The organism is Blastococcus sp. SYSU D00813 (assembly GCF_054050735.1).
This window is the reverse complement of record NZ_JBJGZX010000009.1, coordinates 120,625-145,538: the sequence shown is the minus strand read 5'-3', so window position 1 is coordinate 145,538 and position 24,914 is coordinate 120,625. Positions and strand designations below refer to the sequence as shown.

Below are 24,914 nucleotides of genomic sequence, written 5' to 3'. Positions count from 1 at the left end.
CGAGCCGGTGAGCCGCCGAGCCGGCGAACCGCCGAGCCGGCGAACCGCCGAGCCGGTGGATCGGAGTCGCCGGGTCGGCGAGACGCCTACACAGGGCGGGTCCGTCAGTACGGCGGTGGGTCGTCGCCGTGGTCGAGCGACGGCGCGTCCGGGCCGATCCGTGATCGTCTGATCAGTTCGCGGATGCCTGGCGGTCGCGGGAACGGTTCCGGCCTCGGTCCGTGGGTCCCGGCCACCTCCAGTGGGCCCGGATCGGGCGGACCGGGGTCGTCGGGCGGGCCGGGTTCATCGGGCGGGCCGGGTGGTGGCCGCAGGCCGGGTGGTCGGGTGGTGCGGGTGATGCCCGACGGGGTGGTGACGGTGAGGGTGCCGTCGTCGGCCATGGCGAAGTGCCAGCCGCGGGCGAAGGTCTTCAGCCGGTGGTGGCTGCGGCACAGGCAGCACAGGTTCGAGCAGTCGGTCTCGCCGCCGCACGCGTGCGGGACGACGTGGTCGGCGTCGGCCCAGCCCACCCGCTGCCCGCAGGTGGGGAAGCGGCAGGTGCGGTCGCGGGCGTGCACGAACCGCTGCTGCGGCCGGCTCGGGGTGTAGCCGTCGACCTCCGGCGGTGGGCCCAGCACCGGACAGCCGCACTCCTGGACCGGATGGGTGCGGCACCCGGCGCGGGCCAGGGTGCGCAGCTGGTCCAGCGTGCAGGTGGTCAGCAGCGCCCCGTCGTCGGTGACCGCCAGGGTGACCGAGCCGCCGGCGGGTGCGCGCAGACCGATGGCGTCCAGGCGGTGCAGCAGCCGGCGCAGGTGGACGGCGGTGATCGCCAGCCCGGACACCTCCCCCGCCTCGTCCGACGCGCCCTCGAGCGCGGTGAGGCTGGCGGTGACCTGCAGGCGCGCGGTCACCGGCGGCAGCTCCGGGTGCCAGAACCGCAGCACGCCGGCCAGCCACATCCGCGTGCGCAGCTGCCCGATCGGCCGGGGATCCCCGTCGGCCCTGGCCAGCCCGGCCAGCTGGTCGATCACCGAGTAGGCGGCGGCCGCCTCGTCGGCGGGCAGGTCGACGGCGACGGTGGCCATGCCCTCCCTCGTGGAGGGGAAGATCCGCACGTCCGCGGCCTTCTCCGCCTCCTGCTGGGCCTCCTCCGCCTGCTCGGGGGCGTACTCCAGCAGCAGCGCCGCGGCCTTCTCCCGCAACCGCCGCAGCGACAGGTCCACCGCTTCGTCCAGGAGGGCGGCCTCGACCCGGCGGGCGATGTCGGGGTCGGCGTGCTCGAGCACCTCGGCCAGCGCCTTGCCCCGCGCCTCGTCCAGCACCCCGGCGGCCAGGGCGGCGAAGGTGCCCGGCAGGTTGGCCCGCCACGTCCACGCCCGGATGGCCAGGTTCGCCGCCGTCCCCCGCCCGCAGTTGAGCACCAACCCCAGCTCGGCGGGGAAGAACTCGGAGATCCCCGGCAGCTGCCGCTCCGCCGACCAGCCTCCCCGCGAACCGCGGGCACCGGCCGGTGGGTCCTCGGTGTCCAGGGACTCGTCGGCCAGGCCCAGCACCAGCTCGGCCTCGTAGGCGGCCAACCGCGCCCGCTCGGCCACCAGGCGCTCGAGCGCCAGAGCCTTCCCCGACCGCGTCAGGAGATCGACCGGCAACCGTGACACCGACGCCGCCAGGTCGAGCAGGTGCTCCACCAGGGCGCGCTCGACGCGCGACTCCCGGTCCAGCACCTCCGTCATGATGCGAACATACGTACGAGGTCCGACAGTTCCCGCAGCTCAGCGGCCAGGAGAGCCGGCCGATCCCACGTTGCGGGTGTTCTCCGCACGGTGCCGGCCCGCCAGCACCCGCAACGTCGGGAATCCACCGCCGATGTGGCGGCTCGGGGATCGGCGGGAGGACGACGGGGCGGCCCGGACGGCGGGAGGACGACGGGCCCCTGGCCTCAGGCCCGTTCCAGCAGGGCGGTCAGCACGGCCTCGGCGTGGGTCCACAGCAGGGCACCACCGGCGTCGGCGAGCACGGTCCGGCGCGCGGTGGGCAGGCGGGCGGCCAGGCCGGCACCCGCGTCCGGGGAGTGCACCGGGCTGGCGTCCAGGGCGCCGTACCAGAGGTCGACGGGCACGGGGACCGCCGCCGGGTCGAACGGCCACCGGCGCATGGTCAGCACGGTGTCGGTGGTGTAGCCCTCCGGCCCCTGCGCGAAGGCCTCGGCCATCGCCCGCCGGTACGCGGCCGCGAACCCGGGCTCGGCGTAGACCGCACGGTCGGCGTCGGAGCTGCCGCCGAGCACCATCTGCTCCATCGCCTCCGGGCTGGCCAGGCCGGCGAACACGGCGGCGGCGCCGGCCGGGTCCGCGCCGGCCAGGTCGACCAGCCCGGCGACGTCGGGCACCAGGCGCCCGCGGACGGCGGGGTCGGCGAGCTCGTCGGTGCCCGACACGACCGCCGCCGCCGACACCACCCCGGCCGCGGCGCAGGCGAGTGCGAACGGCGCCCCCGCCGAGAAGCCGACGACCGCCGGGCGGCCCAGGCCGCGGTCGGCGCACAGCCCGGCGACGTCGTCGACCCAGGAGACGAGGTCGCGCCCCGGCAGCGGGTCGGAGACGCCCAGGCCCGGCCGGTCGGCCGACACGAGCCGGACGCCGAGCCCGGCCAGCACGTCGGTGCCGAACCCCAGGGAGCGGCTGGTCGCCGCCCCGGGGCACAGCAGCACCGGCCGCCCGTCGGGCGGACCCCACTCGCTCCAGCCCAGCCGCCGGCCACCGGACAGCTCCGTGGTCCCCAGCCGCTCCGGCGCCGCCACCCCGTACACCCCGCCGACCTCCCGTGCGTCGTCCCGGCGGGGTTCCTACCACCCGCCGGGACGACGTCCGGTCAGGAGGCGTGGTGCACCTCCTGGAGGGCGTGCACCGGCGTCGGGATCCCCTCGAACCGCGCCTTCAGCTGCAGCGCGAGGTAGAGCGAGTAGTGCCGCGACTGGTGCAGGTTGCCGCCGTGGAACCACAGCCCCTCCTGCTGGGTGGGCTTCCACATGTTGCGCTGCTCGCCCTCCCAAGGGCCGGGGTCCTTGGTGGTGTCCGAGCCCAGCCCCCACACCTTGCCGACCCGGTCGGCGACCTCCTGAGAGATGAGGTCGGCGGCCCACCCGTTCATCGACCCGTACCCGGTGGCGTAGACGACGAGGTCGGCCGGCAGCTCGGTCCCGTCGTCGAGCACGACGACGTCCTCGGTCAGGCGGGTGACCTGCCCGTGCACCAGCTTGACGTCGCCGTTGGCCACCAGGTCCGCGGCGCCCACGTCGATGTAGTAGCCCGACCCGCGGCGCAGGTACTTCATGAACAGCCCCGAGCCGTCGTCACCCCAGTCCAGCCAGAACCCGGCCTGCTCCAGCCGGTCGTAGAAGTCGGCGTCCCGCTCCCGCATCTGCTCGTACAGCGGGATCTGGAACTCGTGCATGATCCGGTACGGCAGCGACGCGAACGTCAGGTCGGCCTTCTCCGTGGTCACGCCGGCGGCCACGGCCTCCTCCGAGTACAGGCCGCCGAGGCCGATCTCCATGAGGCTGTCGCTCTTGACGATGTGGGTCGAGGAGCGCTGGACCATCGTCACGTCGACGCCGTGCTCCCACAGCGCGCCGCAGATGTCGAAGGCCGAGTTGTTGCTGCCGACCACGACCACCCGCTTGCCCACGTAGGCGTCCGGGCCGGGGTGCTGCGAGGAGTGCTGCTGGTCGCCGCGGAACACGTCCTGCCCCGGGATCTCGGGCACGTTCGGCTTGCCGGACATCCCGGTCGCGAGGACGACGTGCCGGGGCCGCAGCGTGAGTGGCTTGCCCTCCCGCTCCACCTCGACGGTCCACTCCCCCGCCTCCGGCGAGTACGTCGCCGAGCGGGCCACCGTGCTCGACCAGTACGGGATCTCCATCACCCGCGTGTACGACTCGAGCCAGTCACCGATCTTGTCCTTGGGCGCGAACACCGGCCAGTTGTCGGGGAACGGCACGTAGGGCAGGTGGTCGTACCAGACCGGGTCGTGCAGGCACAGCGACTTGTACCGGCCGCGCCACTGGTCGCCCGGCCGCGGGTGCTTGTCGACGACCAGCGAGGGGACGCCGAGCTGGCGCAGCCGGGCGCCGAGCGCGATGCCGCCCTGGCCGCCGCCGACGACCAGCACGTAGGGCTGCGTGGCGACCCCGAGCTCGGCCTCCTCGCGCTGCCGCCGCTCCAGCCAGGTCTCGCGCTCGCGGTTGACCCCGTGCTCGGCGCCGAGGGGACGGCGGGGTCCGCGCGGCTCCTCGTGGCCCTTGAGCTCGTGCATCGTCGTCAGGAAGGTCCAGGCGCGGGGCTCGCCGTCCTCCTCGACCAGCCGCACCAGGCCCTTGCCGCGGCCGACCGCCGTCTCGAAGGTGAACCAGGCGGTGGTGACGCCGTCGGCCTCGTCCGGCGGCTCGCTCACCGTGAAGGCGGTCGGGTCGGTGCGGTCCAGCGTGGCGGTGAGGAGCTCGCGCACACCGTCGCGGTCCTCGGCGGTGGTGATGTTCCAGGAGAAGGCGATCAGGTCGCGCCAGAAGCTGGTGGCCGCGAACATCCCGGCGGCCCGCTCGACGTCCCGTGCGCGGAGGGCGTCGGCGAACGCGGCGAGCCACGACTCGGCGCGCTGGGCGGCGGTGGCGGGGGGCGCGTCCAGGGTCTGCGTCATTGCATCTCCTCACTAGGGTGTGACCGGCAGCACACCGCCGGCGGCGCGACGCCGGGGAGGGTTGCACCGGATTGCAGGAGGGGACGCCGGTGGGCGACTTCGGCGCGATCACGCCCGGCACCGACCTGCCCACGCACGCGCGGGCGCTGCGGCGGGTGCACGACGCGGTGCTCGCCGGCGGCCGGCCGCCGATGCGCCCGCGCGCCGTGGTGGCGCGCTCCTGGCAGCGGGTGCTCGGCGCCGGCCTCGACCCCGGCCGCACCAACGCGCGGGACCCCCTGCCCCCGGCCGAGTGGGAGCGCCGCCGGCGGGAGTCCCCGCTCGACGCCGTCATCGGCGAGCTCCGGCAGGTGCTGGGCAGCGTCGCCGACGCCTCGCGGTTCCTGCTCGTGGTCACCGACGCCGACGGCGTCATCCTGTGGCGCGAGGGCGCGGCGGGCGTGCGGCGGCGGGCCGACGACCTCGGCTTCAGCGAGGGCGCGCTGTGGACCGAGTCCGCCGTCGGCACCAACGCGATCGGGACGGCGCTGGCCGAGGACGCCCCGGTCCAGCTGTTCAGCGCCGAGCACTTCGAGCAGGCGCAGCACCCCTGGTACTGCACCGCCTTCCCGGTGCACGACCCGCGCACCGGCGAGCTGCTCGGCGTGGTCGACGTCAGCGGGCCCGCGCTCACCCTGCACCCCGCGCTGACGGCGCTGGTCGAGACGGCGGTGCGCCTGGCCGAGGCGCAGCTGTGGCGCCACCACGAGCTGCGGCTCGAGCGCCTGCGCCGGTCGGCGGAGACCGTGCTGGCCACGGTCCGCGGGCCGCTGCTGCTCGTCGACGAGCACGGCTGGGTGGCGCACCACGCGGGGGTCGCCGTCCGCGAGCGGGTGGAGGTGCCGCGGGCCGGGCACGCGCTCGCCGTCCCCGGGCTGGGTCTGTGCACCCCGGAGCGGATCGGCGAGGGCTGGCTCGTGCGTCCGCGCGGGGCCGGCCGGCCGATCGAGGCGACCCTCGTCGGCGGGGACCGGCCGGTGCTCGAGGTCCGCGCCGACGGCGAGCCCTGGCGCGCCGCCCTCTCCCCGCGGCACGCCGAGCTGCTCGCCCTGCTCGCCGCCGCGGGCCCGGCCGGGCTCTCGGCCGGGCGGCTGTCGGCGCTGCTGTTCGGCGACGCCGACCACGTGGTCACCGTGCGGGCGGAGGTGTCGCGGCTGCGGCGGGTGGTCGGCGCGCTGGTGGCCACGAACCCCTACCGCCTGTCGGACGGCGTCCGGCTCACCGTGGCCGACCGGGCGCCCCGCTAGCGCAGCGGGGGAGACGCGTCCTCGGGGCCGGAGCCGGACCGGTCGTCGGGCCGGTCCTCGGGGCCGGAGCCGGCCCGGTCGCCGGCGCGGTGCCGCATCCTGGCGACGACCCGCTCGGGCAGGTGCACGTGCGGCAGGTGCAGGTGCGGCAGCCCGACGTGCGGCACGCCCACCCGCCGGGGGCGGCCGCGGGGACGCCCGGCCCGCGGCAGCCGGACGCGCACCAGGGCCGCCGCCCGGCGCAGCCGGCCGCGACCGGGGCGGGACGGCGTGCGCCACACCGAGACCAGGACCTCGGCCTGCCGGCGCCGGACCACGGCCTCGCGCCGCGCGGCCCGTTCCCGGGCGGCTCGGGCGCGGCGCTCGGAGCGGGCCGTGTTGCTCCGTGCCAGCCAGACGACGACGGCGGTGGCCGCGGCGAAGCCGACGACCGAGACGACTCCCCACTCCATGACGGCCCCTCCTCCGAGGCCGTCGCGCCGCACCGACCCCCGGGGCGCCCGCGACGATGGGGCGAGGATCCCGCGCGCCGGGCCCGGCGACCAGGTAGTCGCTCGCGCCGGGCCCCCGACACGCCGGGGACGCGCGCGGTCCGGCCGACGGGTCCTCAGGCGGTGAGGCCCGAGCAGGCCATCCGCGCCAGCCAGCGGCCGACGGCGGCCGGGTCGTCCGCGTCGACCGAGCGCAGGGGCGCCAGGGAGGTCGCCTGGACGACGGCCAGTGCGATCCACTCCTCGGCCTCCTCGGCGCTCACCTCCGGGCGCAGCTCACCCGCCTGCGCCGCGCGGACGACGAACGGGCGGATCAGGGCGGCCGCCCGCTCCCGCTCACGGCCCGACCGCAGCGCCATGTAGGTGGCCAGGCTCTCGTCGCCGGCGGCCAGGTGCGCGCCCACCCGGTAGCGCGCCGACGTGCCGGCCAGCACCTCGGCCAGGGCGGCGACGGCGTCGGCCAGGGTGCGGGCGCCGGCCGCGAGCCGGTCGAACTCCGCCCGGTCGTGCTCGTGCTCGTACTGCCGGATACCGGTGAACAGCGCGCCGCGGTCGGCGAAGTAGCGGTACAGCGTCGCCCGGGAGACCCCGGCGGCCAGGGCGACGTCGCGCATCGTCGTCTTCGCGCGGCCGTACTGGGCCGTGCACCGCATGCCGGCCTGCAGGATCCGGTAGCGCGTCTCGTCCCGGACCTCGGGCTCGGTCCCCGGATCGGGGTCGGCGCTGCTCACGCGCTCAGTCCAGCACACCGGCCCGCCGCGAGGCCCCGGTCAGGTGCGCGCCTCCCGGTCCGCCGGCGCCCACGCCGTGCGCATCCGGGCGCGCCCGGCCGCCGCGACGGCGGAGGCACCGGCACCCAGCACGGCGGCCGTCACCGCCGCCGACGCCACCGGGGGCATCCGGCGGTCCAGCAGCCGGATGACCGCCGCCGTGCCGGCGCCGGCCGCCATCGAGCCCAGCACCGTGGCCCCGCCCAGCAACCGCACACCCTCACGGGACTCCCGGTACGGGCGCGTGACCTCGCGCCGGACCCGTTCCACCTCCCGGTGCACCACCGCGCCGAGCTCGTCGGTCAGCGGGCGCAGCGGGTCGCTCCCCGGCATCCCCGGGATCGACGTCGTCATGGTCCCCTCCCCGGTCCCCTGGGCGTGGCGTCCTGCACGCCACGGGCGGATCGTCCCCCCGGCCGGGCCGCACGCGGGACGTGGTCGTCCGGCGCTCGGTGCGCGGTGCACGGCGGCGTCGCTGGGTCACCGCGCCGTCCCGCGGCGTCACGGGATCGCCGGACCGCTCCGGCGGCCCGCGTGCCCGGACGCGACGGGCACCCCGCGACCGCATCCGGCGGGAGGATGAGCGGGCCGCGTCGTCCGCGGCCCCGCGCGGGCGAGCGACACGGAGACGGGACGCCGCCATGACGAAGGCGACACAGCGTCGGGACCAGACAGAGCGCCGGGACCAGGCACAGCGCCGGGACCAGCCACCCCGCCGGCTCCCCGAGCGGGCGCGACGGGCGCCGGCCAGGAGAGCCACCGGGAGCGTCGCCCGCCCACGGGGTGGCCGGGTCAGCCGCAAGCCGCTCGGCAGCGTGCTGTGGTCGGCCTTCCTCGACGGCCTCCTCCCCCGCCGTCGACGCTGACGGCGGGATGCCGGCCCCGGCGGGAGCCGTCAGGGGTCGTGCCGGTAGCCGGTGACCCACAACCCGGGCAGCACCTCGCGGTCCCCGGTCGGCACGAAGCCGAGCCGCTCGTAGAGCGCCCGCGCCGGGGCGTTGTCCCGGCCGGTGGCGACGACGGTCGGCCGCGCGCCGGCCGCCGCGAGCAGCCAGCGGACGAGCCCCGACCCGATCCCGCGGCGGGCGGCCGCCGGCGCCACGACCAGGCGGTGGACGTCGACCAGGCCGGCCTCGTCGGTCCAGGCGACCGCCCCGGCCAGCCGGCCGCCGGCCCGCACCCCGGCCCAGCGCAGCGGCGCCGCCCGCAGGGCCGCGAGGTCCTCGTGCAGCGGCGGGATGCGGTCGTCGCCGATCAGCGCGGCCTCGACCGCGTACGCCTCGTGCTGCAACACCAGCAGTTCGCCGGCCAGCACCGGGTCGCCGGCCGGGTCGAGCCCCGCCACGTCGAACCCGGCCACGTCGAACCCGGCCACGTCGAACCCGGCCACGTCGAACCCGGCCGGGTCCAGCCCGGCCGGCCGCACCGCGTCGGTCACCGGCCCGCCGGCTCCTCGAGCGGCAACCGCACCTGGAACCGGGTGTCGCCCGGCTGTGACTCGACCCGCAGGTCGCCGCCGTGCCGGTTGACGACGATCCGCCACGACACGTCCAGCCCCAGGCCGGTGCCCTGGCCGACCGGCTTGGTGGTGAAGAACGGCTCGAACACCCGCCGGCGCAGCGCGTCGGGGATCCCTGGGCCGGTGTCGCCGATCTCCACCAGCACGCGATCGCCGTCGCGCGCCGTCCGCAGGGTGAGGGTGCCCGACCCGCCCATCGCGTCGAGCGCGTTGTGCACCAGGTTGGTCCAGACCTGGTTGAGCTCCCCGGCGTAGGCGGGCACCGGCGGCAGCGACCGGTCGTAGTCCTTCACCACGGTGACACCGGGGGCGATCTTGCCGCTCATCACCGTCAGCGTGGCGTCCAGGCCCACGTGCAGGTCGGTGGCCTGGTGCGGGGTGCGGTCCATCTGGGAGTACTGCTTGGCCGCGTCGACCAGCGCCGAGATCCGCCCGGTGCTCTCGGCGATCTCGGTGACCAGCGACTCGGTCTCCACCGTGTAGGCCAGCCACTGCAGCGCCGCCGGGAGGAAGTCCGGGCCGACGGCGTCGGCCACCCGCTCGAGGTCGTTCGGGCCCAGCCCGGCGCCGACGAACACGCCGGCGAGGTCCCAGGCGCGCTCGACGTCGCGCTCCTCGAGCCAGTCACCGAGATCGTCCTCGAGGTCGGCGCGCTCGACGGGGCCGAGCTCGGCGGCCGGGCCCATCCGCGCGACGAAGTCCTCCTGCAGCGTGGTGAGCGCGCCGAGCATCTCGCCGGGGATGTGCCCGTCGGAGAGCTTGGCGAGCTTGCGCCGCATCCCCGAGATCCGCTCGCGCAGCGCGGCCGTGGCCCGGGCGGCCGCGGCGGCGGGGTTGTTCAGCTCGTGGGTGAGCCCCGCCGTCAGCTTCCCCAGCGCGAGCAGCCGTTCCCGCTGGCCGACCAGCTCGGCGGCGTTGCGGTTGCCGACGAACATGCCCTCCAGCAGGTGCACCGCCATCGGGTACCACTGCCGGAACACCGCGGCGAACGGCCCGGCGGGCAGCGCCAGGAACCGGCAGTCGGTCACCGCCCGGACCGTGGCCGGGTACACCTGGGTGATCCGGTCCCCGGCGTAGAACTGCACCGCGCCGGAGTAGACGCCGCGGTGGTCGGTGCGCACCGTCTCGACCTCGCTGCCGCCGACCCGGCGCACCATCGTCATCGTCCCGGCGAGCAGCACGAAGAAGCACTCCGCGGGCTCGCCCTCCACGGACACCTCGGTGCCGGCCGGGCACTCCACGACGTCGCCGTTGGCCGCCACCCAGGCCAGCTGGTCGGCGTCCAGGTCCTCGAACAGGAACAGCCCGCGCAGCTCGTCCGGCGCGAGCCGGGCCCCGCTCCCCGACGACACGGCGGCCGTCACCGCTCCCCCAGGTACCGGTGCACCAGCGTGACCGCGAGCGCGCCCTCGCCGACGGCGGAGGCGACCCGCTTCACGGAGTCGGCGCGCACGTCGCCGGCCACGAACACCCCCGGCACGCTGGACTCCAGCAGCCACGGGTCGCGGTCCAGCGCCCAGCCGCGCGGCCGGTCGCCGTCGGTCAGCAGGCTCGGCCCGGTCGGGATGAACCCGCGCTCGTCGCGGACCACGACGCCGTCCAGCCAGCCGGTGCGCGGCGCCCCGCCGATGAAGACGAACAGGTGGCTGGCCGGCACGGTCTCCGTGGCCCCGGTCTGCTCGTCGCGCAGGGTCAGCGACTCCAGGTGATCGCTGCCGTGCGCGCCCACGACGGTCGTGCACGTGCGCACCGTGATCTCGGGGATCTGCGCGATCTGCTCGATGAGGTAGTGCGACATGGACGCCTCCAGCGAGGGGCCGCGCACCAGCATCGTCACCGACTTCGCGTGCCGGGCGAAGAAGACGGCGGCCTGCCCGGCGGAGTTGGCGCCGCCGACGACGAACACGTCCCGGCCCTTGCACGCCGCGGCCTCGGTGAGCGCGGAGCCGTAGAAGACGCCGCGGCCGGTCAGGTCGTCGGCGCCGTCGACGCCGAGGCTGCGGTAGGAGACCCCCGTGGCCAGGACGATGGCGTGCGCGGCGATGGCGCTGCCGTCGGCGAAGCGCAGCACCCGCTTGGGCCCGTGCGTCTCCAGCGCGACGACGTCGCGGGTGAGCAGCAGCTCGGCGCCGAACTTGCCGGCCTGGCGGCGGGCACGGTCGGCCAGCTGCCCGCCGGAGACGCCGTCGGGGAAGCCCAGGTAGTTCTCGATCCGGCTGCTCTGCCCGGCCTGCCCGCCGGTGGCCTCCCGCTCGACCAGCACGGTGCGCAGCCCCTCCGACGCGCCGTAGACCGCGGCGCCCAGCCCGGCCGGGCCGCCGCCCACGACCACCAGGTCGTAGAACTCCTCCCGCGGGTCGACGGTGAGCCCGACGACGGCGGCGAGCTCCGCGTCGGCCGGCGCGCGCAGCACCTGCCCGTCGGGGGTGACGACGACGGGGACCTCGTCCGCGGTCGCCCCGGCGGCCTCGAGCAGCCGCTGCCCCTCGGGCTCCTCGACGCTGAACCAGCGGTAGGGGACGGCGTTGCGCGCCAGCAGGTCGCGCGCGCGGAACGACGCCGGCGACCAGCGGTGGCCGACCAGCTTCACGTCCTCGGCCGCGGCGGCCGGGCTGGCCCGCCAGGCGTCGAGCATCGTGTCGACGACCGGGTAGAGCTTCTCCTCCGGCGGGTCCCACGGCTTGAGCAGGTAGGCGTCGACGTCGACCAGGTTGATCGCCGCGATCGCGGCGTCGGTGTCGGCGTAGGCGGTGAGCAGCGCGCGGCGGGCCCGCGGGAACAGGTCCATCGCCTGCTCGAGGAAGTCGATGCCGTTCATCTGCGGCATCCGGTAGTCGGCCAGGAGGACGGCGACCGGCTCGCCGCGCAGCTTGAGCTCGCGCAGCGCCTCCAGGGCCTCGGCGCCGGAGGACGCGCGCACGATGCGGCAGTCCTCGCCGAAGCGGCGGCGCAGGTCCCGGGCGACGGCGCGGGAGACCTGCGGGTCGTCGTCGACGGTGAGCAGGACGGGTCGGCTCATGGGCGGCCTCCTGTCGCGGGTGTGCAGGGGCGCCCGGCGGCATCGGCGGGCGGCCCACGCTAGCCCTCGGGCGGCCCTCCCCGACAGCCTGTTGCCGCAGGCCCGCGCTGCCTACGGTGGCACCGTGAGCGCGCCCGCCGTCGACCCGTCCGTCCCGCCCAGCGGCCCCGGCTGCGTGGAGTGCGAGGCCACCGGCGGCTGGTGGTTCCACCTGCGCCGCTGCGCCGCCTGCGGGCACGTCGGCTGCTGCGACTCCTCGCCGTCGCGGCACGCCCGCGCGCACGCCGCGGAGGCCGGGCACCCGGTCATCCGCAGCTACGAACCGGGCGAGGACTGGTTCTGGGACTTCACCGCCGAGCGGCCCGTGCGCGGCGCCGAGCTCGCCCCGCCGCAGCACCACCCGCTCGACCAGCCCGCGCCCGGACCGCGCGGCCGGGTGCCCGCCGACTGGCGCGCGCACCTGCACTGAACCCCCCCGGTGGCGGGTACGGCGTCCCCATGACCGTCACCGCGCAGATGCTCGCCACCCACCCGCACGCCGGCAGCGGCCCCGACGCCGAGCTGCTCGCCGCCTGCATCGACGCCTGCCTGGCCTGCGCGGAGGCCTGCACGGCGTGCGCCGACGCCTGCCTGGCCGAGGAGTCGGTCGCCGACCTGCGGCACTGCATCCGGACCGACCTCGACTGCGCCGACGTCTGCGCCGTGACCGCCCGGGTGCTGTCCCGGGCCGCGGGGCACGACTCGGCCGTGGCACGGGCGGTGCTCGAGGCCTGCGCCACCGCCTGCCGGGCCTGCGGCGACGAGTGCGCCGAGCACGCGGAGATGCACGAGCACTGCCGGGTCTGCGCCGAGGCGTGCCGGAGCTGCGAGCAGGCCTGCCGCGACCTGCTGGCCGCGCTGGGCTGAGGTCCTACAGCTGCGGGCGGACCCCCGGCTCGCCGGCCAGGTCGGCCGGGGCGAGCCCGCCGTCCCCGCGGACGGCCGCCGCGGCCGGCCCGCGGCGGCCCAGCGGCAGGACCGTGCGGCCGCGCACCCCCTCGAGCTCCAGCGCGAGGGCGGCGTAGACCGCGAGCACGGCGAGCGCCAGGCCGACCCAGCCGGCCGCCTCGCGCCAGGTCGCCGACCCGGTCAGGTGGTAGGCGCCGGTGACGGCGAACCGCATGCCGGCCAGGGCCATCACCGCGGCGGGCACCGCCTTCGCCACGCCCGCGACCGCCGGCACGAGCATCGCGACACCGGAGCAGAGCAGCAGCACGCCGAGGCCGTCGCTCGCGGTGCCCGGCGGGGAGGTCAGGGTGGCCAGGCCGACGACCGCCCAGGTGCCGCTGAGCACGCCCATGCCGGTGGCGGCCACCGGGTCCCGGGCGAGGAAGCCGACGACGGCGACGGTCAGCTGGAGCGGCACGGTGGCCACCAGCGCCGTCAGGGCGGCCACCCGCCCCTCGGTCGGTGGGACCCAGCCCAGTTGCACCGTGGCGAAGACGGTCGTGGCCAGCGCGAGGGCCAGGAAGCCCAGCGGCAGCGGGGTGGCGAGGGGCCGGAGGACGACGCGCGTGCCCACGGGCTCGGACATCAGCTCACCAGCGCCTGGGTCGCGGACTCCTTCAGCTTGGCGTTGGCCCAGCGCATCTGCCGCAGCGTGTCGGGGTGGCAGCGTTCGGCCAGCTCCAGCAGCTCCCGCTTCCGGGCACCCTGCGCGGCCTGGGCGAGCAGCTCCCAGTCGAGTGACACCCCGGCCGCCTCGCGGTGCACGTGCCGGAGATCGGCGAGCAGCAGCAGGCCGGGCTCGGGGCGGCGGCCGAGCAGGTCGGACGTGGCCTGCTGGAGCCGCTCGAGGATGCCGGGCTCGCCCTCGGGCTCGGGGTCCAGGTCGACGCCGAGGTCGCGGCCGATGCGGGCCAGCTCGGTGACGTGCCGCTGGGACCATCGGGCGATGTCGCCGGCGACGTAGAAGACCTCGTGATCGGCCTTGTGCCGGTCGGAGACGGCGAGCAGGACCCGCGCCAGGTGGTTCTCCGAGCGGTGCAGCTCCTCGATGGCCAGCCCGAGCTTCACCGGACACCGTCCCGCTCGGTCGCCAGCGCGGCGTCCCCGCCGCGGGTCGGCGGCACGTCCGCTCCCACCGGCTGCGAGCCGCTCGTGGTGGGAGCCGGCGCGGGCCCGGTGGCCTCCGCCAGGCGGGTCACCGCGGCCGCCGCCGTCTTGAAGATCGGCTGCTTCGAGCAGGCGTCCCAGTCGGTGAGCGTCAGCTCGTTCGCCGCGCGCCCCCGCTCCCCGTCGGGTCCGTGGCCGCCCGGTTCGTCCCAGTAGCCGTAGTGGAAGGGGAGGAAGAGGACGCCGGGCCGGATGCCGCTGATCCGCAGCCGGGCCTGGACCCGCCCGCGGGGGGTGGCCACCTCGAGCAGGTCGCCCTCGGTCCAGCCGTGGTCGGCGGCGTCGGAGGCCGACATCTCCACCCACACCTCCGGGGCGGCGGCCTGCAGCTGCGGGGCGCGCCCGGTCTTGGTGCGGGTGTGGAAGTGGTACAGCGTGCGGCCGGTGATCAGCTGATACGGGAAGTCCTCGCCGGGCAGCTCGTGGGGCGGCAGGTACCCGGCGGCCTTGAGCACCGCCTTCCCCGACGGGTTGAGCGCCCTGTACTCGGTCTCGTCCAGCGGGGCTCCGGTGACCAGGTCGCGGCCGTAGCTCTCGCAGTGGTCCGGCTCGGCCCAGAACCGCCCGTCGACGTAGATGCGCTCGGTGCCGTCGGGGTTCTCGTCGTTGCAGGGCCACTGGATGCCGCTGCCGCCGCGCAGCTTGTCGTAGGAGAGCCCGGTGTAGTCGCAGGGCCGCCCACGGCTGCACTCCTTCCACCCCTCGAACGCGCCCTCGGGGTCGTTCCACTTCACCAGCGGGGCGCCGTCCTTGTCCCGCAGGTCCAGCCGCCGGGCGAAGTCGACGAGGATCTCCAGGTCCGGCCGTGCCTCCCCCGGTGGGTCGACCGCCTTCTCCGACAGGTGCACGGTGCGGTCGACGTTGGTGAACGTGCCGGTCTTCTCGCCCCACGTCGCGGCCGGGAGGACGACGTCGGCGAGCTGGGCGGTCTCGGACAGGAAGATGTCCTGCACGACGAGGAAGAGCCGCTCCTGCGACAGCAGCGACCGGATCCGGGTCAGCTCCGGCAGCGACACCGCCGGGTTGGTCGCGGTGACGTAGAAGAACCGGATCGACCCCTCTTCGATGTAGCGCAGCTGCTGCATGATGTGCGTCGGCGGCGAGTAGTGCGGGATGTCCATCGGGTCGACGTTCCAGACCCGGGCCAGGTCCTGGACGTGGCTGTCGTTGGACCAGTTCCGGAAGGCCGGCAGGTCGCCGTCTGCGCCGGCCTCGCGGGTGTTCTGCGCGGTGGGCTGGCCGTTCATCTGCAGGATCCCGCAGCCCGGCTTGCCGAGCATGCCCCGGACGACGTTGACGTTGTTGACCTGGACGGCGGCGGCAGTGGCCTGGTGGGACTGGTAGAAGCCCTGCAGCACCGTGGAGAGCAGCCGCTCGGCGTGCCCGATGACCCGCGCCGCCTCCCGGATCCGCTCCACCGGGACGTCGCACACCTCCGCCGCGACCTCCGGCGGGTAGTCGCGGACGCGCTCCGCCAGCTCCTCGAAGCCGACGGTGTGGGCGTCGACGTAGGCCTGGTCGACCCAGCCGTTGCCGATGATCTCGTGCAGCAGCGCGTTCATCAGCATCACGTTGGTGCCGGGCCGCGGGGCCAGGTGCACCGTCGCCGCCCGGGCCACCGGGGTCTCGCGCGGGTCGACGCAGACGACCTGCGGCGGGTTCGGCCCCGCGAGCCGGTCCAGCACCCGGGTCCACAGCACGGTCTGGGTCTCGGCCATGTTGTGCCCGTACAGGCAGATGACGTCGGCGTGGTCGACGTCGGTGTAGGAGCCGGGCTGCCCGTCGGAGGCGAAGGTCTCCTTGAGCGCGGCCGCCGCCGTCGCGGTGCACAGCCGGGTGTTGCCGTCGACGTGGTTGGTGCCGATCCCCCCGTGCGCGATCAGCCCGAGCGTGTAGTACTCCTCCAGGAACAACTGCCCGGTGGTGTAGAAGGCGATCGAGCTCGGGCCGCGCTCGTCGAGCAGCTCCCGGCACCGGCCGGCGACGGCGTCCATCGCGGTGTCCCAGTCGCACTCGACCAGCTCGCCGTCCCGCCGGATCAGCGGCCGGGTGAGCCGGTCCGGGGAGTTGTTGGCCTGCCAGCCGAACAGGTCCTTGGGGCCCAGCCGCCCGTGGTTGACCCGGTCGACGGCCCGGCCGCGGACGCCGACGATCCGGCCGTCCTTCACCGCCATGTCGTAGGCGTCCCCGTTGGAGTGCAGGATCGACGCGGTCTGCACCCAGCGGTCCACGTCGTCCTCGGTCAGGTCGCCGTCGAGGTACGAGTCGACGCGCGTCGGCCAGGTCTCCCCCGGCCCGTACGGCGTGCGTGTCCCCCAGGGCTCGGCGATCCGGTCGATGCGCCCCACGGCGGTCCTCCTGACGGTCGGGTCGTTCCGTGCGCGCCCGTGCTGCCCGCTCACGCCGACGAGTAGTCACGGCGCGTCCGCGACCTCCTGGCCGTGGTCCGCCGCGTAGGCCGAGGCGAGCGCCTGCACCTCGCTACCGAGGTGGAGGAACTCCTCGTCCACCACGCGCAGGTAGTCCCCGACCGCAGCGGCCAGCAACCCCCCGGCGTAACGGGTGTCCGCCTCCGGCGAGCACCGGGCCTGCTCGCTCAGGTACAGCGCCACGCCGAGCATGGCGGGCAGGGAGGCGTCGGGGTCGCCGTCCCGGAAGTAGTAGGTCTCGTTGTACTGGGTCAGGTCGACCCGCGACTGGGCGAGCGCGGCCGCGACGTCGTGGAGGAGCAGCGGTGCGAGCGCCGACCGCCGATCGGCCACGAGACCCGGCGTGTCGACGCGGCGCAGGAGCGACAGGCGGACCGCCAGCGCACGCCGCCGGGTCAGCGCCGGGTAGACCTGCAGGATCCAGGAGACGGCGGCGGTGAGCAGCCCGAAGCCGACCAGCGCCTGCACCGGCACGGCGGCGCGCAGCCACCCCGTCACCGGGACGATGTCCCCGAAGCCGAGCGTCGCCAGTGTGACCGTCGACAGGTAGACGGCGTCCCCCAGCGCGGCCCGGGACGACGGGACGAGCCCGGTGCCGTACACGAACCCCTCGGGCAAGTGCGGCCAGTACACCAGCGCCCAGCCGGCGACGAGCAGCACCACCCAGGCCAGGACGACGGCCACCATCGCCAGCGGGCCGGAGAGCGTGCCTGAGGTACGCCGGCGGCCCACGACCCGCCAGACCCCGCGCATGAGCGCGTCGCTGAGCCCGCCACTGCCGCTGGGGTGCCAGATCGTGTGGAAGATGTCACGCAGCACCACCAGGACCAGCACCGCGCCGACCGCGGTCACCACCCAGCCGAGTCCGTCCGTCATCCGCCGAGCCCCTCAGGGGCGACCGCTCGAGGCCTGGGTAGGGGCAGCTGCATGTGGTTCGACTCCTGGTCCGACATCGTCCGCGTCCTCGCCGTCGGGACGGCGGCCTACGCCGCCCTCCTGGTCGTGCTGCGGGTGTCCGGCAAGCGGACGCTGGCCAAGCTGAACGCCTTCGACCTGGTGGTCAGCGTGGCGTTCGGGTCGACCCTGGCCACCATCCTGCTCAGCAGCGACGTCTCCTGGAGCGAGGGGGCCGTGGCGCTGGCCCTGCTGGCCGCCCTGCAGTTCGCGGTCGCCCGGACGACCACCTCGCTGCCGGGCGGCCGCAGCGTGGTCACCGCCCGACCCACCCTCCTGCTCGAGGACGGCGTCCCGCGCCCCGAGGCGCTCCGGCAGCAACGGATCACCATGAGCGAACTGCGTCAGGCCGTCCGCGCCACCGGCTCCGGTGATCTGTCGTCCGTGGCCGCCGTCGTCCTGGAGACCGACGGGTCCCTGAGCGTCGTCTCCGCCCAGCAGGCCGGGAACCGGTCGGCGCTGGAGGACGTCGACGGGGTGAACGCCCGCCACTGACCTCGCAGCTCTCAGCGCAGGCGGACGGGGCCGGCGTCGATCGGCGTCCGGAACAGGACGTAGGGCTTGCGCCGCTCGTCCTCGCCCCCGCGGTACTTGTCCTGCCGGTAGAGCTGGTTGGCGGTGACGTAGAGGAAGCCGTCGGCGACGGACATCGTGTCGGGCCACAGCAGCCGCGGGTCGGAGACGACGGTCTCCCAGCTCCCGTCGGGCAGCCGCCGGTGGATCGCGTCGTGCTCGCCGTCGGTGACGTAGAGCCGGCCGGCGTCGTCGGTCTCCAGGCCGTCGCTGACGCAGCCCTTGTCGCCCTCGTCGCGGACGGTGGCGGCGACGGCGTCGTCGTCCTGGGTCCGGTCGGTCAGCGCGTCGACCGAGACGCTGTACCAGCGGCGGCCGGCCATCGGGCAGTAGAAGAGCCGGTCGCCGTCGGCGGAGATGGCGATCCCGTCGGCGCCCATGCAGATGGGCGACGTCGTCCCGTCCTCGGCGCGCTCGGTGAACTCCTGGCCCTCCACCACCATGCGCAGGTCCGGCGGCGGCACCGCCTTGGTGCTCGGGTGCTCGTGCAGCCGGCGCCACGACTCCCCCGACGCCAGGTCGACCACGATGATCCCGTTCGGCCCCTGGTCGGAGGAGTCGGTGATGAACGCCGTCCCCGCGTCGCCCCGGCGCAGGTCGAACCGGACGTCGTTGAGGTAGGTGGTCGGCAGCGCGACGTCGGTCGGGAACAGGATGGTCTGCACCACCTCGTCGGTGGCCAGGTCGACGCAGACCAGCTTCGGGCCGCCGTGCTCGGTGGGCTGGAACATCGGACTGCCGGTGTCGAGCGCCCACAGCCGGTCGGCCGGGTCGACGACGACGCTCTGCACCGAGACGAACCGCTCGGGGTCGGCGTCGGAGCGGTTGTCGTTGAGCTCCTGGCCCGGGAACGCGACCTCGCTGCCGTCCCGCAGCTCGCCCACGGTGAACCCGACCTCGTCGCCCCACTTCGGGTAGCAGACGAAGACGCGGCCGGTGTGCGAGACGGTCACGCCGGTGGGCATCGCGCCGGGGAAGAGGTGGACGACCTCGAGCCCGCCGAGGGTCTCGTGGGTGGCCGGCTGCCCCGTCACCGGCCCGCCCCGGCGGTCACCGGGGCCTCGAAGGCCCGCCGCAGGTGCTGCGCCGCCTCGCGCTGGGCCTGCTCGGCCTCGTCGAGCACGGCGGCGGCGCCGAAGAACTCGTGCATGACGCCGGCGTAGTAGCGGTGGGTGGTCGGCACGCCCGCGGCCTGGAGCTTCTCGGTGAACAGCTCGCCCTCGCTGCGCAGCACGTCGCGCTCGTCGGTGATGACCAGCGTGGGCGGCATGGTCCGCAGCTGCTCGTCGGACCAGTTGAGCAGGTCGACCCGCGGGTCCTTCGCCCCCTCCGGCACGCCCTGGAACGCGTGCATCGCCATCCACGACAGGAGCGGGCGGTTGAGCGGCCGGCCGTCGGCGGCGTCCTCCATCGACTCGCCGATCTGCTCGCCGGTGGTGAGCGGGTAGACGCAGACGGCGGCCATGGGCCGGGGGCCGGAGCCGGCGAGCTGCAGGCAGGTGGCCGCGGTCATCGTGCCGCCCACCGACTCGCCGCCGATCGCCATCCGGCTCGGGTCGCCGCCGAGTTCCGCGGCGTGCTCGGCGGTCCAGTGCCAGGCGGCGAGGACGTCGTCGTGGGCGGCCGGGAACACCGCCTCCGGGGCCCGCCGGTAGTCCGGGCTGACGACGATCGCGCCGGTCTTGTTGGCGATACCGCGGCAGGAGGCGTCGTAGGTGTCGATGTCGAAGAGCACCCAGCCGCCGCCGTGCACCCACATCACGACCGGCAGCGGGCCGGCGCTGGCGTCGGCCGGGGTGTAGACGCGCAGCCGCATCTGCCCGCCGGCGGCGTCGGGGATCGTGCGGTCCTCGACCGAGCCGACCGGCTCGGGGCCCTCGATCCCCTTCTCCGCCATCACCTTCTTGACGGCGTCGTCGGGGCCGGGCTGCTTGCGGGCCTGCGCCGGCTCGAGGATCTCGAAGGGCAGCGGGCCGAGGGAGGAGTGCGCGTCGACGATCGCCTGCGCCTGCGGGTTCAACAGCCCCGAGGGGTCGGTGGCCATCTCCTTCTGCCGGCCCGAGAGCAGGTCGCGCACCTGGTCCAGTGGCTTGGCCAGGAAACCGGCGATGCGCTCGGCGATGCCCTCGTCGGGGGCGTGCGGGTGCGGCCGGGTGGGCGCCTGCCGCTTGGCGGCCAGGAACTCCCCGCCCAGCTGCGCCATCCGCTCCGCGCCGGCCTTCTGCCGGAACTCCGGCAGCTCCTCGTCCTCCTCGTCGTGCACGTGGTGACGCACGACCTCCATGAGCTTCGTCAGCGCCTGCTCGAACTCGGCCTCACCGGGCTCCGTGCGGCCCAGGACGACGAGCAGCTCCTTGATCTCCTGGTGCTCGTGCTCGGCGTCGTCGTGCTCGTCGCGCATGCCGACCTCGGGCCAGATCGGGTAGAGCACGGTCTCCTCGGCGAAGGCGTGCAGCGCGAGCTCCAGCGAGATCTGATCGACGAGCACGCGCCGGTTGCCGCGGCCGGCCTCGAGGTGCTGGAACTGCCGCTCGACGACGGCGTGGTCATCGGCGATCAGGTGGTCGATGTCGCCGGGCTGGGTCGGGTAGGACAGCGCCACGGGGGCTCCTCGCGATGGGGGTCGGGGAACGGCCGGCAGCCGCCTCGTCCCGGCGGCCGGTCCCTGCCTCGGCAGGTGTTCCGTCGTGCACCACCTACCCCTCGTCCTCGCAGGTACACGCCCGGATCGGTGCGTGTGCCAACCAGTGCTGGGTAGTCCCGGGGTCCGGCACCGTTCGTGAGACGAGCCGCCGCTGCCCGGTCCCCGGTGTCCCGTCGCGTCTGCGCGCACCGCTCCCCGAACCCCCAGGAGGTCCCCCTGTGAAGGCTGTCGTCTACCGCGGCCCGAAGTCCGTCGCCGTCGAGGAGGTGCCCGACCCGACGATCCAGGCGCCCACCGACGCCGTCGTCCGCATCACCACCACCAACATCTGCGGCTCGGACCTGCACATGTACGAGGGCCGGACGAGCGTGGAGGAGGGCAAGGTCCTCGGCCACGAGAACATGGGCGTCGTCGAGGCGGTCGGGCCCGGTGTCGACCGCATCCGGGTCGGCGACCGGGTCTCGGTTCCGTTCAACATCGCCTGCGGCACCTGCCGCAACTGTCTAACCGGCTGGACGTCGTTCTGCCTGCGGGCCAACCCCACCGAGGGCATGGACGGCGCGGCCTACGGCTACGCCAACATGGGCCCCTACGACGGCGGCCAAGCGGAGTACCTGCGGGTGCCGTGGGCGGACGTCAACCTGCTCACCCTTCCCGAGGGCACCGAGCACGAGAACGACTACACGATGCTCTCCGACGTCTTCCCGACCGGCTGGCACGGCGTCGAGCTCTCCGGTTTCCGGCCCGGTGACCGGATCGCGGTGTTCGGCGCCGGCCCCGTCGGCCTGATGGCCGCGCACAGTGCCGTGCTCCGCGGCGCCTCGCAGGTGTTCGTCGTCGACAAGGAGACCGACCGGCTCGCCCTGGCCGAGAAGTTCGGCGCCACCCCGGTCGACTTCAGCGCGCACGACCCGGTGGAGCAGCTGCTGGACGCGACCGGCGGCCGCGGGGTCGATCGCGGCGTCGAGGCGGTCGGCTACCAGGCGCACGATCCCTCGGGCCAGGAGCACCCCGAGCTGGTGCTGGACAACCTCGCGCAGGTGGTCCGGTCCACCGGCGGGATCGGCGTCGTCGGGGTCTACATGCCGCAGGACCCGGGCGCCGCCACCGACCTCGCCAAGGAGGGCCGGATCCCGTGGCAGTACGGCACCTTCTTCACGAAGGGGCAGTCCATGGGTACCGGCCAGGCACCGGTCAAGCGCTACAACCGGCAGCTGCGCGACCTCATCACCAGCGGCCGGGCGACGCCGTCCTGGATCGTCAGCCACGAGCTGCGGCTCGACGAGGCCGTCGACGGCTACCGCCACTTCGACGACCGCGCCGAGGGGTGGACGAAGGTCCTCCTCCATCCCGACCGCTCCGCCTGATCCGCGCCGTCCCGGGGGTCCGGCGCCACGACCGGACCCCGGGACGGTCAGCTCCCGGGCTCGAGGCCCGTGACCAGGGCGGAGAGGTCGACCACGTGCGGGTCGGGCAGCCGGTCGGCGGCGGTGTCCATGGTCTCCAGGACGGCGGCGGTGAGCCGGTCGGACAGGCCGACCGCCTGCAGGGCGGAGCGGATCAGCCGGGCGTCCTTGGCGGCTCCGGTCAGGCCGAAGCTGACCGGGTAGTCGCCCTCGATCATGAGACCGCCCTTGAGGTGGGCGTAGGGCGTGTCCAGCGGGCCGCCCTCGATGGCGCGCAGGAAGTCCGCCGGGTCCAGGCCGAGCCCGCGGGCCAGCGCGACCGACTGGGCGACGCCCGCGGTCACCATGAACAGCCAGGCGTTGCCGGCCATCTTCATCCGGCTGCCGGCGCCGGCCGCGCCGAGCCAGAGCGTCTTCGAGCCGAGGGCGTCGAGCACCGGCGCCAGCCGCTCGCGGACCTCCTCCGGGCCGGACGCGAGCAGCACGAGCGCGCCCTTCTCGGCCGGCTCCCTGGTGCCGAGGACCGGGCAGTCGACCAGCACGAGGTCCAGCTCGCCCGCCAGCTCGACCGTCCTGTCGGCGCCTTCGATGCCGACGGTCGACGTCTGCAGCCACACCGTGCCGGCGTCCAGCACCATCGTCAGGACGACGTCGGCTCTGGCGACCGCCTCGTCGGGTGAGCCGCCCGGCGCGAGGGCGCCGCAACCACGACGTGCACCGCGGCCGCCGCCGGGTACGTGCGGCCCCATGACCGTCGACGTCGCGCCCGGGACCGTGGCCGTCTACACCGATGTGGTCTGCGCCTGGTCCACCGTGGCCCTGCACCGCTTCTACGCCGCCCGCTCGCGCCTCGGCCTCGACGACGCCGTGCGCGTCGACCACCGGCTGTTCCTGCTTGAGGACGTCAACTCCTTCGCGATCCCGATGCGGATGCTGAACGCCGAGCTGCCGGTCGTCGGGCAGCTCGAGCCCGACCTCGGCATCACCCCGTGGCAGGGCCAGCCCTCGGACTGGCCGGTGACGGTGCTGCTGGCGAACGAGGCGGTGCACGCGGCCAAAGCACAGTCGCCGGCCGCCGCCGAGCAGTTGGACATGGCCCTGCGCCTGGCGTTCTTCCGCGACAGCCGGTGCATCTCGATGCTGCACGAGGTCGTGGACGTGGCCCGCGGCTGCGACGCGGTGGACGCCGACGCGCTGGCCGCCGCGCTGGACGACGGCCGGGCCCGTGGACCGATGATGGCCGACTACCGGGCGCACGCCGGCGAGGTGCAGGGCAGCCCGCACTTCTTCCTCGCCGACGGGTCCGACGTGCACAACCCCGGCACCGAGCAGCACTCCTCCGACGCCGGCTACCCCGTGGTCGACGCCGACCACCCGTCGGCCTACGACGACCTGGTGCGGCGCGCGGCCGGGGCGGCGCAGGCCGGCTGAGTGCCGGTCCGCTGCCGTCACGGTGCCGGGCACGGCGGCTGCCCAGCGTGACGAACGCGCGCTGCCCGGCCGGCGGAGACGTCCGGATCCGTTCCGCGACCGGGCGGGTCGTCGTCGGCCCCGCCTAGCGTTCCCCGGGTCCGGGCGGTGCGTCCCGTTCCACCAGGAACAGCCGGCCGGGCGCCGCCGAACCACCTCCCGGCAGCCGGCCGGGCGGAGGACCGGGGACCCACCGCAGTCCCGGGGTGAAGCACCCAGCGGCCCGGCCGGGCCGCGGTGCCGGGCGTCTTCCCGCCCGAACCCGTCAGCTCACCCGGTAGGCGGCCGTGGAAGAGAGGAACACCGCCGCCCCATGGCGCCCTCGCACGTCCCCGCCCGCCGGCTCCCCGGCACCCGCACCCTCCTCGCCCTCGCCGCCGCCGGCGCCCTCGTGGGGACCCCCGCGCCGGCGCTCGCCGCTCCGGACGATCCCGCGCCCACCACCTCGCAGGAGGCCGGCGCGCTCCTCGCCGCCCGCGCCCACGACCTCGAGGTGGTCACCGAGGACTTCAACGAGGCCCGCGAGCGGCTGCGCGCCGCCCAGTCCGACGCCACGGCCGCCGCCGGGGCGGTCGCCGCGGCCGAGTCCGCCCTCGCCGACGCGCGGGCGCAGGTGCGGGAGGTCGCCCGCAGCGTGTGGACCGGCGACCCGCTGGGGGCCGCGGAGGCGATGCTCTCCAGCGGGTCGGCCGACGAGCTGCTCGACCGCCTGGGCACCCTGCAGACGATCGCCGACCACAACAACGGCGTCCTCGGCGAGGCGGTCGCCACCGACGAGGCCGCCACGGCTGCGCGCGCCGAGGCCGACGCGGCCGCCGGCCAGGCGCAGTCGCTGCTCGACGAGGTCAGCGCCCAGCAGGCGGACCTCGAGGAGCAGGTCGCCGCCTTCCAGGCCGACTACGACCGGCTGGTCGCCGAGGAGCGCGCGGCGCGCGAGGCCGCCGAGCGCGCTGCCGCCGAGGCGGCCGCCCGGGCCGCCGCGGAGCAGGCCGCGGAGGACGCCGCGGAGGCCGCCGCCGAGCAGGCCGCCGGGGAGTCCGCGGATCCCGCGCCCGCCGAACCCGCGCCGGCCCCCGCCCAGCCGGCGCGCCCGGCGGCCCCGGCCGCCGCGCCCCCGCCGCCGGTGTCGGTCCGGGCGCCGGGCGCGGCCGCGCAGGTCGCCGTGGACACCGCGCTGGCCCAGCGCGGCGATCCCTACGTGTGGGCCGCGGCGGGGCCGGACTCCTTCGACTGCTCGGGACTGACGTCCTTCGCCTACCGGGCGGCCGGCGTCTCGCTGCCGCACTCCAGCCGGATGCAGTCGCAGATGGGCACACCCGTGTCGCGGGCCGATCTCCAGCCCGGAGACCTGGTGTTCTTCTACAGCCCGGTCAGCCACGTGGGCATGTACATCGGCAACGGGCAGATGGTGCACGCCTCGACGTACGGGCAGCCGGTGCAGATCGCGTCGGTGGACTCGATGGGCGGCTACAACAGCGCCCGCCGGATCGCCTGACCGCCCGGGCCGGCCGGCACGCAG

General features: G+C 75.4%; 23 protein-coding genes and 1 riboswitch. Of the genes, 7 read left to right on the top strand and 16 right to left on the bottom strand.

The window, feature by feature from the left end; genetic code table 11:
* Nucleotides 1-104 precede the first annotated feature (104 nt).
* From ACI8AX_RS08950 to ACI8AX_RS08940, 3 genes are all read right to left on the bottom strand, one after another.
* On the bottom strand, nucleotides 105-1,718 hold the full coding sequence (locus tag ACI8AX_RS08950; RefSeq protein WP_456549452.1) for an HNH endonuclease: 1,614 nt from the start codon (nucleotides 1,716-1,718) through the stop codon (nucleotides 105-107).
* Between the two features lie 206 nt (nucleotides 1,719-1,924).
* A complete protein-coding gene (locus tag ACI8AX_RS08945; RefSeq protein ID WP_456549451.1) occupies nucleotides 1,925-2,794 on the bottom strand; it encodes an alpha/beta fold hydrolase in 870 nt (289 codons plus the stop codon).
* 62 nt (nucleotides 2,795-2,856) lie between these two features.
* The gene (locus ACI8AX_RS08940) at nucleotides 2,857-4,680 is read right to left on the bottom strand and encodes an NAD(P)-binding domain-containing protein (protein WP_456549450.1); all 1,824 of its coding nucleotides are present in this window, start codon (nucleotides 4,678-4,680) and stop codon (nucleotides 2,857-2,859) included.
* Nucleotides 4,681-4,769: 89 nt separating this feature from the next.
* On the opposite strand from ACI8AX_RS08940, the gene ACI8AX_RS08935 reads away from it, so the two are divergent.
* A complete protein-coding gene (locus ACI8AX_RS08935; RefSeq protein ID WP_456549449.1) occupies nucleotides 4,770-5,966 on the top strand; it encodes a GAF domain-containing protein in 1,197 nt (398 codons plus the stop codon).
* On the opposite strand, the gene ACI8AX_RS08930 is transcribed toward ACI8AX_RS08935, so the two are convergent.
* The 6 genes from ACI8AX_RS08930 to ACI8AX_RS08905 form a co-directional block, all read right to left on the bottom strand.
* A complete protein-coding gene (locus ACI8AX_RS08930; protein ID WP_456549448.1) occupies nucleotides 5,963-6,418 on the bottom strand; it encodes a hypothetical protein in 456 nt (151 codons plus the stop codon). The genes ACI8AX_RS08935 and ACI8AX_RS08930 overlap by 4 nt on opposite strands.
* Before the next feature lie 155 nt (nucleotides 6,419-6,573).
* Nucleotides 6,574-7,188, bottom strand: coding sequence for a TetR/AcrR family transcriptional regulator (locus ACI8AX_RS08925; RefSeq protein WP_456549447.1), 615 nt, complete (start codon nucleotides 7,186-7,188; stop codon nucleotides 6,574-6,576).
* A 39-nt stretch (nucleotides 7,189-7,227) separates the two neighbouring features.
* Nucleotides 7,228-7,581, bottom strand: a complete 354-nt coding sequence (locus ACI8AX_RS08920) for a phage holin family protein (protein WP_456549446.1) — start codon at nucleotides 7,579-7,581, stop codon at nucleotides 7,228-7,230.
* Nucleotides 7,582-8,122: 541 nt separating this feature from the next.
* The gene (locus ACI8AX_RS08915; RefSeq protein WP_456549445.1) at nucleotides 8,123-8,665 is read right to left on the bottom strand and encodes a GNAT family N-acetyltransferase; all 543 of its coding nucleotides are present in this window, start codon (nucleotides 8,663-8,665) and stop codon (nucleotides 8,123-8,125) included.
* Nucleotides 8,662-10,110, bottom strand: a complete 1,449-nt coding sequence (locus ACI8AX_RS08910; RefSeq protein ID WP_456549444.1) for an ATP-binding protein — start codon at nucleotides 10,108-10,110, stop codon at nucleotides 8,662-8,664. The genes ACI8AX_RS08915 and ACI8AX_RS08910 overlap by 4 nt, the downstream gene beginning before the upstream one ends.
* The gene (locus ACI8AX_RS08905; RefSeq protein ID WP_456549443.1) at nucleotides 10,107-11,765 is read right to left on the bottom strand and encodes an FAD-dependent oxidoreductase; all 1,659 of its coding nucleotides are present in this window, start codon (nucleotides 11,763-11,765) and stop codon (nucleotides 10,107-10,109) included. The genes ACI8AX_RS08910 and ACI8AX_RS08905 overlap by 4 nt, the downstream gene beginning before the upstream one ends.
* Before the next feature lie 124 nt (nucleotides 11,766-11,889).
* On the opposite strand from ACI8AX_RS08905, the gene ACI8AX_RS08900 reads away from it, so the two are divergent.
* Nucleotides 11,890-12,234 carry a UBP-type zinc finger domain-containing protein gene (locus ACI8AX_RS08900; RefSeq protein ID WP_456549442.1) on the top strand — a complete coding sequence of 115 codons (345 nt, stop codon included), beginning with the start codon at nucleotides 11,890-11,892 and terminating at the stop codon, nucleotides 12,232-12,234.
* Nucleotides 12,235-12,263: 29 nt separating this feature from the next.
* Nucleotides 12,264-12,671 (top strand): four-helix bundle copper-binding protein, encoded by a 408-nt coding sequence (locus tag ACI8AX_RS08895; protein WP_456549441.1) that lies wholly within the window; start codon nucleotides 12,264-12,266, stop codon nucleotides 12,669-12,671.
* A gap of 4 nt (nucleotides 12,672-12,675) precedes the next feature.
* Here ACI8AX_RS08895 and ACI8AX_RS08890 read toward each other — a convergent pair whose 3' ends face one another.
* From ACI8AX_RS08890 to ACI8AX_RS08875, 4 genes are all read right to left on the bottom strand, one after another.
* Nucleotides 12,676-13,338: a hypothetical protein gene (locus ACI8AX_RS08890; RefSeq protein ID WP_456549440.1), complete on the bottom strand. Its 663-nt coding sequence runs from the start codon at nucleotides 13,336-13,338 to the stop codon at nucleotides 12,676-12,678.
* Nucleotides 13,338-13,820 carry a hypothetical protein gene (locus ACI8AX_RS08885; RefSeq protein ID WP_456549439.1) on the bottom strand — a complete coding sequence of 161 codons (483 nt, stop codon included), beginning with the start codon at nucleotides 13,818-13,820 and terminating at the stop codon, nucleotides 13,338-13,340. Before ACI8AX_RS08885 ends, ACI8AX_RS08890 begins: the two co-directional genes overlap by 1 nt.
* Nucleotides 13,817-16,267: a molybdopterin oxidoreductase family protein gene (locus ACI8AX_RS08880; protein ID WP_456549438.1), complete on the bottom strand. Its 2,451-nt coding sequence runs from the start codon at nucleotides 16,265-16,267 to the stop codon at nucleotides 13,817-13,819. The genes ACI8AX_RS08885 and ACI8AX_RS08880 overlap by 4 nt, the downstream gene beginning before the upstream one ends.
* 66 nt (nucleotides 16,268-16,333) lie before the next feature.
* Nucleotides 16,334-17,224: a potassium channel family protein gene (locus ACI8AX_RS08875; RefSeq protein ID WP_456549437.1), complete on the bottom strand. Its 891-nt coding sequence runs from the start codon at nucleotides 17,222-17,224 to the stop codon at nucleotides 16,334-16,336.
* A gap of 51 nt (nucleotides 17,225-17,275) precedes the next feature.
* Here ACI8AX_RS08875 and ACI8AX_RS08870 point away from each other — a divergent pair, with 51 nt between their 5' ends.
* The gene (locus ACI8AX_RS08870; protein WP_456549436.1) at nucleotides 17,276-17,797 is read left to right on the top strand and encodes a DUF421 domain-containing protein; all 522 of its coding nucleotides are present in this window, start codon (nucleotides 17,276-17,278) and stop codon (nucleotides 17,795-17,797) included.
* Between the two features lie 11 nt (nucleotides 17,798-17,808).
* On the opposite strand, the gene ACI8AX_RS08865 is transcribed toward ACI8AX_RS08870, so the two are convergent.
* Together ACI8AX_RS08865 and ACI8AX_RS08860 are read right to left on the bottom strand one after the other, a co-directional pair.
* Nucleotides 17,809-18,909: an L-dopachrome tautomerase-related protein gene (locus ACI8AX_RS08865; protein WP_456549435.1), complete on the bottom strand. Its 1,101-nt coding sequence runs from the start codon at nucleotides 18,907-18,909 to the stop codon at nucleotides 17,809-17,811.
* A complete protein-coding gene (locus ACI8AX_RS08860; RefSeq protein WP_456549434.1) occupies nucleotides 18,906-20,477 on the bottom strand; it encodes an alpha/beta hydrolase fold domain-containing protein in 1,572 nt (523 codons plus the stop codon). The genes ACI8AX_RS08865 and ACI8AX_RS08860 overlap by 4 nt, the downstream gene beginning before the upstream one ends.
* A gap of 260 nt (nucleotides 20,478-20,737) precedes the next feature.
* Here ACI8AX_RS08860 and ACI8AX_RS08855 point away from each other — a divergent pair, with 260 nt between their 5' ends.
* Nucleotides 20,738-21,886 (top strand): glutathione-independent formaldehyde dehydrogenase, encoded by a 1,149-nt coding sequence (locus ACI8AX_RS08855; RefSeq protein ID WP_456549433.1) that lies wholly within the window; start codon nucleotides 20,738-20,740, stop codon nucleotides 21,884-21,886.
* 47 nt (nucleotides 21,887-21,933) lie between these two features.
* On the opposite strand, the gene ACI8AX_RS08850 is transcribed toward ACI8AX_RS08855, so the two are convergent.
* Nucleotides 21,934-22,674, bottom strand: a complete 741-nt coding sequence (locus tag ACI8AX_RS08850; protein ID WP_456549432.1) for an NAD(P)-dependent oxidoreductase — start codon at nucleotides 22,672-22,674, stop codon at nucleotides 21,934-21,936.
* On the opposite strand from ACI8AX_RS08850, the gene ACI8AX_RS08845 reads away from it, so the two are divergent.
* Both ACI8AX_RS08845 and ACI8AX_RS08840 read left to right on the top strand, forming a co-directional pair.
* Complete coding sequence (locus tag ACI8AX_RS08845) at nucleotides 22,673-23,356, top strand: DsbA family protein (protein ID WP_456549431.1); 684 nt, start codon at nucleotides 22,673-22,675, stop codon at nucleotides 23,354-23,356. The two genes, ACI8AX_RS08850 and ACI8AX_RS08845, sit on opposite strands and share 2 nt — an antisense overlap.
* Nucleotides 23,357-23,576: 220 nt before the next feature.
* Nucleotides 23,577-23,674: riboswitch (cyclic di-AMP (ydaO/yuaA leader) on the top strand.
* A 34-nt stretch (nucleotides 23,675-23,708) separates the two neighbouring features.
* Entirely contained in the window at nucleotides 23,709-24,890 is a 1,182-nt protein-coding gene (locus tag ACI8AX_RS08840; protein ID WP_456549430.1) for a C40 family peptidase, read from the top strand.
* Nucleotides 24,891-24,914: the final 24 nt, after the last annotated feature.

Bases quoted from the DNA above. Each gene is read 5' to 3' on its own strand.
- ACI8AX_RS08950 (WP_456549452.1), bottom strand. From the start codon at position 1,718: ATGACGGAGGTGCTGGACCGGGAGTCGCGCGTCGAGCGCGCCCTGGTG.
- ACI8AX_RS08940 (WP_456549450.1), bottom strand. From the start codon at position 4,680: ATGACGCAGACCCTGGACGCGCCCCCCGCCACCGCCGCCCAGCGCGCC.
- ACI8AX_RS08930 (WP_456549448.1), bottom strand. From the start codon at position 6,418: ATGGAGTGGGGAGTCGTCTCGGTCGTCGGCTTCGCCGCGGCCACCGCC.
- ACI8AX_RS08920 (WP_456549446.1), bottom strand. From the start codon at position 7,581: ATGACGACGTCGATCCCGGGGATGCCGGGGAGCGACCCGCTGCGCCCG.
- ACI8AX_RS08905 (WP_456549443.1), bottom strand. From the start codon at position 11,765: ATGAGCCGACCCGTCCTGCTCACCGTCGACGACGACCCGCAGGTCTCC.
- ACI8AX_RS08895 (WP_456549441.1), top strand. From the start codon at position 12,264: ATGACCGTCACCGCGCAGATGCTCGCCACCCACCCGCACGCCGGCAGC.
- ACI8AX_RS08890 (WP_456549440.1), bottom strand. From the start codon at position 13,338: ATGTCCGAGCCCGTGGGCACGCGCGTCGTCCTCCGGCCCCTCGCCACC.
- ACI8AX_RS08875 (WP_456549437.1), bottom strand. From the start codon at position 17,224: ATGACGGACGGACTCGGCTGGGTGGTGACCGCGGTCGGCGCGGTGCTG.
- ACI8AX_RS08870 (WP_456549436.1), top strand. From the start codon at position 17,276: ATGTGGTTCGACTCCTGGTCCGACATCGTCCGCGTCCTCGCCGTCGGG.
- ACI8AX_RS08845 (WP_456549431.1), top strand. From the start codon at position 22,673: ATGACCGTCGACGTCGCGCCCGGGACCGTGGCCGTCTACACCGATGTG.
- ACI8AX_RS08850 (WP_456549432.1), bottom strand. From the start codon at position 22,674: ATGGGGCCGCACGTACCCGGCGGCGGCCGCGGTGCACGTCGTGGTTGC.
- ACI8AX_RS08840 (WP_456549430.1), top strand. From the start codon at position 23,709: ATGGCGCCCTCGCACGTCCCCGCCCGCCGGCTCCCCGGCACCCGCACC.